Below are 10,800 nucleotides of genomic sequence, written 5' to 3'. Positions count from 1 at the left end.
TTGCACCAACTTCTCTACACAAAAAAGAGGCAAACATCTAATCATCATCTCTTTTACTTGATGCTTTCTAGTTGGATATCTCTTGGTCAGCAAGAAACTCTAAACCGACAGATTCTAACAAAGAGAGCCATTCATGCATCTGTCCATTATTCAACCGGTTTGCAAGCTCTGTAACTCTGTCATACCAAGCCAGTTCTATGTTTGTCAAATTATCTACAAAGATAATATTTCCGATTACATAATTAGGGCTAGTATCGTCACAATATACCTCAAAGAACCATTCATACTCATTGCCTTCAATAAGATGAGGTGCGCTGCTAGGCATAGGAATTCTTATAATTCCTGCCTCTATATTTGAGAGATTAGTCTCATAGATAGGATTAGCTTGGCTCGTGTCTGAACGGTTATATAAAGCAAAGTTAATGATGGTATTCTCAGAGGTAGTATAAGGAGAATAGACCCAAAAAGTTGGATGACTTGAGGTTGTCAAAGGACGTATTCTAGAAGATGCAAGTGGTACAAGAGCCGTCAAACGAAACCCATTTCCCTCAGCAACTTCACACTCACCGCGGCTTGCATTGTCGTCCTCTCTTCTTGAAATAAAATTTTCTTGAATAAGAAAGTCTTCCGAAAACAGTTTTATGTCGTTTAGTCGCAGTGTACTTGATGAGTAACTTGCTTCCGCCACTATTCCTGGTGAAAGCAAAGAAGAGAAACACAGGAAACTAAGCAAACTCTTTATCTTTCTTTGAAAAATTCTCGACATTGATCTAGCCCTCCGTTTTTTTGTGTCTAATTAGATAAATTGAAATTATCGCAGAAAAAGAAATCGAAATAAACACAGGAAACAATGGAACTAAGTATCCAATTAAGATCGCACAGAAACAAATCAATATATGAATAGAAGATATTAAAAAAAATAATGATATCGCTCTCTTCACACTTCTTCTCGTGGAAATTAAAGCTACTGATAAAATCGTCCATGACCAGATCCATATAAGACTTCCCCTTAGTTTAAGTACTTTAATCAGGGGACGTTCATTTAGCGCAAAACTAATCAAATCGCTAACTATATGAGCATTTATAAAGAGACCAGCTTGTTCTCCATAAGGTGTTAGTTTGTAATCTTTATAGCTTGGAGCAGTAGTACCTATAAGTACGATTTTCTGATGAATCATTTCATGAAGTTCAGCAGATGGAGGTTCCTCCAAAAAATCTGCTAAAGTTATTGATTCTGAAATATCTCTAAAACTTCTGAGAGAGCGAAAGTTTATCATTGTCTGTAAATCATAAATTTCATGTCGCGGATAAATAGATGAGTGGGATAAACTGCGAGATAAAAAATAGGAAAAATCTTCTTCCTGAAGAGCCTCTTCTAGAGCAGATGAGTTGATCGTCTTGAGATAACTATCAGCAATAACATAGCTAAAGGAGCGATCTGTTGGACATATTGGATTGATTTCTCGTGTAATATATTGGCGACGCGAGCGATAGTCTACATCTAGTGGAACAGTAGCGAAGCCAGTGTGACCAATGCTATGTTCAGGAGGTAAAGGAACACCTGCATCGTCTTGAGTGCCGCAAACAGCTATCAAGTTAGAAACGAGATTTTTAGATATACTAGTTTCTCTATAAATATCAACCCCGACTACTGCGGGATTGTAAAGACTTAGCTTTTGGAGAATTTTGTCAAGGAACTGATCGGCTAGTGAACCTCTCCATTGCTCCTCAATAGATGAATTGAAATTATTACTTTGATATATCAAATCACTTTCTGTTATTTCAATAATTAGAATTCTTTTATCTGACTCTTCTAAGGGTCGAATTCTCAGCATAAAATCGTAGATTGCAAGTTCAGGAACTTGAAAAAATCCTATTGTTCTCAAGATTAATACAAGTATAGAAGTCAGTGTTGAGTATAAGGTAAAAGAGAAACTCAACTCCAGAATAGAATGAAGCAGTTTCTTGTCCTTTATATTGAGCTTCTCTTTTAACTGTAAAATCGAATATTCTATCTCTCTTGGGTTTTGAGGCCTAGCCTGAAATTCATAAGATATCATCCAATCTAATACTGATTTAAATTCCTCTGTAACTTCTGATGCATATTGATGCCATAAAAGAAACCCCTCTTCATCTTCTTGAATCTGGTCGTGGTACTTATTTATTAATGCCTGTATGATAACTTTCCCCAAAGAGTAGTAATCAGATTGTGGTATTGGCTTCCCTTTTGTCTGCTCTACAGGTGAGTAAAATGGTGTTCCTATCCTATTAAATTGCTCGCCTTCCAAATCTACCAACTTTGAAATTAGTGTAGTTGTAAAGATTCTTGCTGTTCCAAAATCTAAAATTACTAGTTTACCGCTAGATGTGATTAGAATGTTTTCAGGCTTAAGATCTAGATGCATAATATATTTTCTGCAATGAAGATAGTCTAGAATTTTAATGCATTGACTTAACCAGTTTATTGCCAAAAACTCCGAGATTGATCCATGATCATTAATCCATTCACTTAAGGTCTTCCCGTTAATTTTTTCCAATACCAAACAAGGTACATTTTGATTGTTAATAATGATCTCAAAGTTATCTTTGTATTGAACAATTTGAGGGTGATTTAAAAGTTTTAGGATTTCTATTTCTCTTCTAAAGCATGATTCAGCTTCATTGACTTGATAGCCAAGATAGCTAAAGACTTTTAAAATTCTGATCGACTTCGATTTTCTAAGGCCAAAATAATTTTCAAGATTAAATTGCCTAATATCTCTTACCTCAAAGATCAAACTAAATCCTCCCCTTCCCACTTGGCGAAGGATTTTATAGCGCTGATTGAGAATGGTTCCTGGTTTGAACATAGCGATCAGCCTTTGCCATCCTTAACGTCCGACATCTATACACAATTGAGGTAATCGGCCAGATACTTATAGATCAGAGGTCGTAGTTGATACTCCATCTCTTCCTTTGTCTTCCCAATCATTTGCTCACAAAACTCACGCTCTTTTAAGCTTCTTAGAACATTAATTAATTCGCTAGTACTGACCAAGCCATTCAATCGCGCTCGTAATTCTGCCACAGAGAGGGGCTGGTTCGCCTCAGCCAAATCGCGCATTATCCGCTTTTCCAGATGAGATAGACATTGCAACTGCATGTCTAACAGTAATTGCATTTGCTCATCCAGCAAAATTGTATCTAATTCAGTGAACTTGATAAGTTTGCCATTGAAAATTTCACGAATGCTAGTCGCAAAAAAACGAATGAACTGAGGATTACCGTTATAAACTCGCCGTACCTGTTCACAGTCCTGGGCATGCTTACACTCCACATTTAGATGTTCCAGTAGTTTGCCAGTAGCACACTTGCTTAACCCCTCTAGCCTGCATAGCTTCACGGGCAAGCCTTTGTCTTCTAAAACGCAGAGATTAGTAACTTTCTGTGAGCTAGTCACCAGAAATCGACCTAGGTGCTTGGTTTCACAAGCTTGACGGAATAATGATTTGTAGCTTTGGTGCTCTGAGGTGTATTTGTGATGTTCCAAAATGGTTTCCATCCCGTCTAATACAACTAGCCACGGAGTATTAGCCATCCCTTGAATTAGGTCTTGCCATTGCTCTTCTAGTGTTAGGGCTGGGGAGGTAACTTGAGAACCCCACAAGCGTTGGATTTGCGCGATGATACTTTCAGCAGATGGAGCGGCTGACATAGCAATCCAAAGCACCTGGTAGTGGTGCTCCTTTTCTAAGGTTTTAGCCAACTTTACAGCCAGGGCTGTTTTGCCAATGCCTCCGGCTCCCGTTAACATCACAATTCGCCGTTCTTCACTGAGAATTGAACGTTGTAGGGCTTTTAGCTCTGTCTCACGGCCAAAAATAACATCGATTTCTGGGGCACCCACCCAGCTAGAGCTTAACTCTCCCGGATTCTCGGAGAAGAGACGCTGTTTGTAGCCGAGCTGCTCTAACACTGGAGCCACCTCAGACCAGTGTTTGATCTCTTTGCCTTCGCCTGTTTTTTGTTCGATCAGTAGCTTTACATAGGGATAAATACGATCACTGAGGCAACTCCGTACAGTGCCACTCGATACATGGCAGTGATTGGCAATCTCTGCAGGGGCACACTGGGCCAATATACCCTGAAGATACAGCCACTCCGTATTGGAGAGTTTGTTGCCAGGAGAGCGATCTGAGCACTGCTTCGCTCTGGAGAGATCTACGAAAAGTTGGCCTAAATCCCAAAAGGAGGCCACTTCAGGAAACTCAGAATAAATCACAGTATACGCACCCAATTGTCTGTTTTTTTACAAAAACAATCCGTAGTATAACGGCCATCTTCATCAAATCTATAGAAAATCAAACGAGCGCTGGATCGAAAACCAACGCTGATGGTGTCGATATTGACGAATGAAATCTAGGTTTTAGTATGCCCCGCTTCTAATCTGAACCTATCCGCAGCAGATGGGGTTAAGGTCATGATTTTTCAACTGGTTACCCATTGGTTTTTCTGGCCTGAGCAGGGTGTGGTGGAGGAAGCCATCTCCTCACATGGCCGAGGAGGGGTGAAGTACGCCGCGACCTCCTGGCCCGCTGAACTCGATACTCCTTCTGGGGAGATGGCACTGCCACCCGATGCCCCTGTGTTGGTGATGGGGCGACGGGGACTGGTGCTATTGGTTCAGCCCTTGGCTACCTAGTTCTGTTAACGGATGGCTTTGAGCAACTTACATCTACATAAGGATCAACCTAGATGGCAAACGCAATTTTGAAAGACGGCTGGATCTATGCCGGAGATTCTGCAACCGACAGCATTGCCCGTGAAGACAGCACTGAGCAAGTTGGCGGCACTAAGTACGAACTTTACGGCATAGCCGTGCGCTTTACCGAAACCAGCTTGGATTTTGCCATTAGCACAAATCTTCCTGCCTCTGGCACAACGAATGATGAAGGCGAGATTGTTCACCCAGGGGATTTATTTCTAAACTTTGGCGATCAAAGTTCCTTCAATGCGGCGAACGGTAGCGCTGACATGTATGCCATCCACTTTTCCGACGGCAATGAAGCTGACGTTGGCCCAATGGGGATCTATAGCAACGTTACGGCTACCAGTGTTGCCTTGAGCAATGGCCTAGGGTTAGACGGTGGTCTGACTGAATATAACGCCTACGTTAGCGCGAATGGTGGGATTCCTTCCATCGGGACTTTACCGGCGGATACGTCCTACTTCAATCAGATTGATCCTGGCAATGTGCCTAACATTATTTCTGGGGGAATCTTGGTTTCTGGTGGTGTTAATCCCCTAACACAGGTGCCTGACTTTAACGTTCCAATGATGGAGGGTGTCGGGTCTAATATCATCGGTGGATCAGTGGATCCGGCTACTCTGCCGCAAGGGCCATTTACAGCTCATTTTGCGCCAGAGTGTGACAACGATGTGATTGCCATTGAGATTAACCCTGACATCGAAATCACCAAGAAAACAAATGGCTTTGACGCCAAAGCTCCGGGTGATGCCGTTATAGCTAATCCTGGTGAGCGGATTAAATGGACATTTGAAGTTGCCAATACGGGCAATGTTGCGTTCCTTGAAGAGGATGTTCAAGTTGTCGATCTAACCTTAAGCGATCTGCATGAATTATTTCCAGAGCTAGATTACAGGACAGATGTTAATGGTGATGGAATTCTCTCTCCAGGTGAAACGTGGACTTATGCATTAAGTGGGCGGGCGGCTAATTTGGAATATGGAACTCGCAATACAACATTAGTGCCAGATCAAAAAGTTGCCATTGACTTTGAGGTAGACGCCTTCGGTAATCCTCTAGCCGCAGGCACCATAATCGATGATGAGTACTCTTCCCTTGGGCTAACGGTTTCTCAGCAAACTTATTACGATGGCCAACCCCAGTTTGGTGCCATGATTTTTGATACTCAGTACCCAACCGGTAACGATGAAGACCTACGCAGTGATACTTTCAGTAATGTTCTGATTATCTCCGAGGATGGCGATAGCTCAAATCCAAATGACTCTGTTTATGGTGGCATCGTTCGTTTCGATTTTGACTATTTAGTCAATAACTTCCAAGTAGGTCTATTTGACGTAGATGGTCAATATGACGACGAAGCCTTAATTACAAGCTATCGCCGCCTCGATGATGGAAGTTATCAGACTATTGATAGCCTAAGGATAGAAGGTGGCCCTGGCGAAGGCTACATTCCTGAGGTCGATCTCTTGACTAATGCCAACGGCTTTGATCGCATTGATATTAGGTTCACGGGTAGCTTTGCCATTACCGACCTTGAATTTGACCGGCTAGTGCCTGTTTTTGGCAATACGGCGCAGGTCACCCTTAACGGGCTGGCTCATATTAGCGATACCGACACTAGCTATTACCAAAATGGGCCAGTGTATAACTCGCCGCTGATGCAGCCAATTGCCTTGGCACCGACTGCGGTGATTTAGCAGAAGCTTAGCTAAAACCATAGTTAGCCCTTAGCAAAAGCTCCACTGGGGCAATAGCTAGGGGCTTTTTTGTGGTTCTAATCCACTAGGGCATTGGTATTGAAGGTTCCGGTGATGGGGGTTCTGCACAATCCCAGGGGATGATCATTCTCACTGGGCCAACGGGGTCGGGTCAAACCAGCACCCTCTATGCCAGTTTGAAGGAGGTCGCTACCGAAGCCGTCAACGTCGTCACCGTCGAAGACCCGGTGGAGTACGTTCTGCCCGGCATCACCCAGACTCAGGTAAACAAGGCGGTGGGGATGACCTTCGCGGCGGGGCTGCGGAGCATTCTGCGGCAGGATCCAGACATTATTATGATTGGCGAGATCTGCGACAGCGAAACCGCTGAAACCGCTGTGCGAGAAGCCCTCACTGGGCACCTGGTATTTACTACGCTGCACACTAATGACGCCGTGGGGCCATTCCTCGGCTCAAGGATATTGGCCCTGATCCGGGATTAATCAGCGATGCACTGTTAGGGGTGGTGGCTCAGCTTCTGGTACGGCGGGTATGCCCCCATTGTGCCGAACCCCACCCGCTGACTAGTCAAGATATGGCGATGCTGGGCCTAGGTCGCCAGCAGGTAGCCGATGGCACACCGCGCCGGGGTCGGGGCTGTGCCCAGTGCTTTCATTCTGGCTTTTTGGGGCGAGAGGCGATCATCGAGTTGCTGGATGTGAATAGCCAGGTGCGGCAGATTATATAGGAGGGGTCGCTGACGCATCTCAACCGATACTTACAAAGCATTGAGTACCAGTCGTTTCGTCTAGCCGCGACTGAGAAGGTGTTGGCGGGCTTGACTACAGTGGAAGAGGTAAATCGGGTGCTGCCAGCCAGCGCCCTAGCCCACTAGCACTCTCGGAGCGATCGCCAAGAGATGGTGAGGCGGGCCAGCTAGCCCGCAGTACCGCGCTGCTCAATCTTACTGATTGAATATAGAGCAGACCATATCTGATAAAACGTTGTTGGATTACCAGTTGGGGGGGCATTGAGACATTATTCGTCGCGCTGAAGACCAGAGGATTCGACCTTGAATCGACCCATTTCTGAGTTCGGGCACCTGAGGCGCGATCGCACCCCCTCCCCCCCAATTCCATCAACATTAGCTTCCCCCCGAGGGGATTGAAATATACTGGGCCTAAGCATTTCGGTGACCCTATGCCCAAAGCTGCTCAAGGAACTGAGCTAGACCTGAGCGCCAAAACCCTGTGGCCTGCCCAAACTGAACTAGTCAGCCTGCGGTTTGACCTGGTGGCCGACAGCGCCTACGAGCTGTATCCGCAGTACACCATTGGCCTGCACGCTTGGTTTTTGCAGCAGATTCAAGAATTTGACCCAGAACTGTCGGCGCAGTTGCACGATGGTGAGACGGACAAAGCTTTTAATCTATCCGGACTGAGTGGTCAATTCTCCACTCAGAGCCGCAGCCTGCAATTGCAAGCGGGGAAGACTTACCAGTGGTACGTCAATGGATTGACGAAACCTGTGGTGGCGGGGCTGGCCCAGTGGCTCAAGCAATTGCCTGAGGTGGTGGCGCTCAAAAGTGCACCGCTGACTATTCGCCGGGTGAGCTATGCCCAAGCCCCGACGACCTATGCCGAGCTGGCGACGGTGGATCCGGGGCGCAGCCTCAGCCTGACGTTTGTGAGCCCCACTAGTTTTCGCCGCAAGGGGCATCATTTGCCGCTGCCCTGGCCTCGAAATGTATTTCACAGCTACCTGCGGCGGTGGAATGAGTTTGCCAATCGCCCGGTCGATCAAGATGACTTTCTCGATTGGGTGGATGACTGTGTGGTGTTTCAGCGGCATGAACTAGCTAGCGAGAAGATTGCGGCGGGTAAGCGAGGGGCGGTGAGGGGGTTTGTGGGGGCGGTGACTTATGGGTTGGCAGGCAAAGCGGCGGCCCATGAAGAGTTTGAGCAGCTGTTTTACACGCTGGGGCACTATGCGCCCTACTGCGGAACGGGGCACAAGACGACGTTTGGACTGGGGCAAACACGCTTGGGCTGGCACCTAAGTCAGGTTGAGCCTCAGGCGGTGCCTGCGGCCCAAAAGCTGCTGGCCGATCGCATCGACGAGCTGACGACCTATTTCATCAATCAAAAGAAGCGCACGGGTGGCAGCCGTGCCCAAGCCTCGGCGGAGACTTGGGCGACGGTTTTGGCACGGCGGGAGTTGGGCGACTCGCTGCAAGCGATCGCGGAAGATTTGAGTATTCCCTACGAGACGGCAAAGACCTATAGCAAACTGGCGCGGCGATCGCTGAGGGAGAAAGAATAAAGGCAGAAGGCAGCAATGTAGCGAAAGTCTGGGATGGTCAAAGGGGGGTAAAGGCTGAAACACATACTGAAGGAGAACACCCTGAGTGTTGTGCAGGCAAACCATTCATCCTTCTGATTTCCCGCTGTTTCCGTCCCCTTGCGGGGAAGTGGTTTGAAAGTTCTCTTGGGATTTGCTACCACCGTCTGATGCTCTAGTTTCCGTCCCCTTGCGGGGAAGTGGTTTGAAAGTTTTGGGCGGGGTGTGACCTATGCCTCCGTCGCTAGGTTTCCGTCCCCTTGCGGGGAAGTGGTTTGAAAGAAAGTTTGATTCAGGGCGCGAACACCGACATCTTGAGTGTTCCCGTCCCCTTGCGGGGAAGTGGTTTGAAAGCGACGATTCCACGACAGCATTGCCAATTTATTTAGTTTCCGTCCCCTTGCGGGGAAGTGGTTTGAAAGATGGTTGTCGTGAACCTGGAGGAATTGCAACATTTGTGTTTCCGTCCCCTTGAGGGAAAGTGGTTTGAAAGAGATTGACTGCGAATTTTAGCACTCAAAATCTTACGAAAGTTTCCGTCCCCTTGCGGGGAAGTGGTTTAAAAGTTGAAATGCGGTCCTCCAAGCCCAAGCCAATGATAGTTTCCGTCCCCTTACGGGGAAGTAGTTTGAAAGTTCAACGAATTACAGGGGCAATACGAGAAGGCTAAGGCTATGTTTCCGCCCCCTTGCGGGGAAGTGGTTTGAAAGCCGGTGTTTATCGCCCCGGATCGACTGGCTGTGGTGAGTTTCCGTCCCCTTGCGGGGAAGTGGTTTGGAAGTGGAGGAGCAGCTAGGCTACCTCGGGGACATGGTGGGGCAGATTGCGTTTCCGTCCCCTTGCGGGGAAGTGGTTTAAAGGAACAAGAATGATGGCTTTCAACGGTTCATCATTGCGTTTCCGTCCCCTTGCGGGAAAAAGCTGGGATAACAGACATGATCCGTATCACAAGTCTAAGTATGCGACTCTGTTTCCGTCCCCTTGCGGGGAAAAGATTGAGATGACCAAAGCCAAAATCAAGCCTGGCTTTATGGAATATGGGTTTCCATCCCCTTGCGGGGAAAAGGGTGGGGTGACCAGCATTGGTGGAGCGGTTAACACGTCGCCCTTTCAAGGGTTTCCGTCCCCTTGCGGGGAAAGGGTGCGACAAAACTAAAGCAGCCTCGCCAGAGCAACTAGATTTCATGGGTTCCCGTCCCCTTGCGGGGAAAAGGGTGGGGTGACAAGGATCTTATAAAGGACACGACAATGGCTGACTGGGGTTTCCATCCCCTTGCGGGGAAATGGTTGGGGTGACCAGAAGTACCTAGAGCTCCACCACATCCAGATCTATCGGTCTCTGTCCCCTTGCGGGGAATTGGTTTGAAAGTGACCAGGAGGCGCTGACAGCTGTCTACGACTGGTTATTTCCGTCCCCTCGCAGGGAAGTGGTTTGAAAGTACAGAAGAGAAGGTCGGCTGGTTTCGCCAAGAAGTGTTTCCGTCCCCTTGCAGGGAAGTGGTTTGAGAGGTCAACAACATCTATGACCCGGAAACCTGCCACAAAATGTTTCCGCCCCCTTGCGGAGAACTGGTTTGAAAGCCTATCTGGCGAAGTACATGAGCAAGGGCAAGCAGATAGTGTTTCCGTCCCCTTGCGGGGAAGTGGTTTGAAAGACGGCCCAAGATGGGTTAGCTGCCGACAAGACCGAGTGCATGTTTCCGTCCCCTTGCGGGGAAATGGTTTGAAAGTAGACATACTCACATCTTGCACCTGGTAATTTGAACGTCAATCCCCTGCTGCTGTAGTAAGGGACGTTTTCGCTCGATGTCCGCCAGCAGCAGGTAAACCAGCACATCGGCCAGTGCGGCTTCCATTACAACAGCGGCGGCTTCTGCCCAATCTGGCAACGCCTCGGTTTCTAGTGAGAGGTAGCCCCAATGGGCCAGGATAAAGGCGACCAGCGATAGGACGAGCCAACGGTACATCCCTAGCAAGGTCTGCTGACCGAAGCGATGCAGCCCAAAGCGGTGCTTG

The 10,800-nt window shown here is 47.2% G+C and carries 8 protein-coding genes, 1 pseudogene and 1 CRISPR repeat array; of the genes and pseudogenes, 5 read left to right on the top strand and 4 right to left on the bottom strand.

Going from position 1 to position 10,800, the window contains the following annotated elements; all coding sequences use genetic code 11:
- Nucleotides 1–67: 67 nt before the first annotated feature.
- The 3 genes from VB780_RS24935 to VB780_RS24925 are packed head-to-tail and all read right to left on the bottom strand — an operon-like array spanning nt 68 to nt 4,261.
- Nucleotides 68–766 (bottom strand): DUF928 domain-containing protein, encoded by a 699-nt coding sequence (locus tag VB780_RS24935; RefSeq protein WP_323353893.1) that lies wholly within the window; start codon nt 764–766, stop codon nt 68–70.
- Between the two features lie 4 nt (nt 767–770).
- Nucleotides 771–2,849: a CHASE2 domain-containing protein gene (locus VB780_RS24930; protein WP_323353892.1), complete on the bottom strand. Its 2,079-nt coding sequence runs from the start codon at nt 2,847–2,849 to the stop codon at nt 771–773.
- Between the two features lie 35 nt (nt 2,850–2,884).
- The gene (locus VB780_RS24925; RefSeq protein ID WP_323353891.1) at nt 2,885–4,261 is read right to left on the bottom strand and encodes an ATP-binding protein; all 1,377 of its coding nucleotides are present in this window, start codon (nt 4,259–4,261) and stop codon (nt 2,885–2,887) included.
- A 198-nt stretch (nt 4,262–4,459) separates the two neighbouring features.
- On the opposite strand from VB780_RS24925, the gene VB780_RS24920 reads away from it, so the two are divergent.
- The 5 genes from VB780_RS24920 (at nt 4,460) to cas6 (ending at nt 8,766) form a co-directional block, all read left to right on the top strand.
- Nucleotides 4,460–4,681 carry an NfeD family protein gene (locus VB780_RS24920; RefSeq protein WP_323353890.1) on the top strand — a complete coding sequence of 74 codons (222 nt, stop codon included), beginning with the start codon at nt 4,460–4,462 and terminating at the stop codon, nt 4,679–4,681.
- Nucleotides 4,682–4,734: 53 nt separating this feature from the next.
- Entirely contained in the window at nt 4,735–6,444 is a 1,710-nt protein-coding gene (locus tag VB780_RS24915) for an XDD3 family exosortase-dependent surface protein (protein WP_323353889.1), read from the top strand.
- Nucleotides 6,445–6,584: 140 nt separating this feature from the next.
- Complete coding sequence (locus VB780_RS24910; protein WP_323353888.1) at nt 6,585–6,947, top strand: GspE/PulE family protein; 363 nt, start codon at nt 6,585–6,587, stop codon at nt 6,945–6,947.
- Nucleotides 6,948–6,970: 23 nt separating this feature from the next.
- Complete coding sequence (locus tag VB780_RS24905; RefSeq protein WP_323353887.1) at nt 6,971–7,192, top strand: hypothetical protein; 222 nt, start codon at nt 6,971–6,973, stop codon at nt 7,190–7,192.
- A 452-nt stretch (nt 7,193–7,644) separates the two neighbouring features.
- Nucleotides 7,645–8,766, top strand: coding sequence for a CRISPR-associated endoribonuclease Cas6 (gene cas6 / locus VB780_RS24900; protein WP_323353886.1), 1,122 nt, complete (start codon nt 7,645–7,647; stop codon nt 8,764–8,766).
- A 130-nt stretch (nt 8,767–8,896) separates the two neighbouring features.
- Nucleotides 8,897–9,645: direct repeats of the CRISPR family, unit length 30 nt; unit sequence CCGTCCCCTTGCGGGGAAGTGGTTTGAAAG.
- 878 nt (nt 9,646–10,523) lie between these two features.
- Here cas6 and VB780_RS24895 read toward each other — a convergent pair.
- Nucleotides 10,524–10,800: pseudogene (locus VB780_RS24895) on the bottom strand (hypothetical protein); the annotation flags it as partial.

Origin of the sequence: Leptolyngbya sp. CCNP1308, from assembly GCF_034932455.1 — a bacterium.
GTDB lineage: Bacteria > Cyanobacteriota > Cyanobacteriia > Phormidesmidales > Phormidesmidaceae > Nodosilinea.
This window is presented reverse-complemented; position numbering and strand designations above follow the sequence as displayed.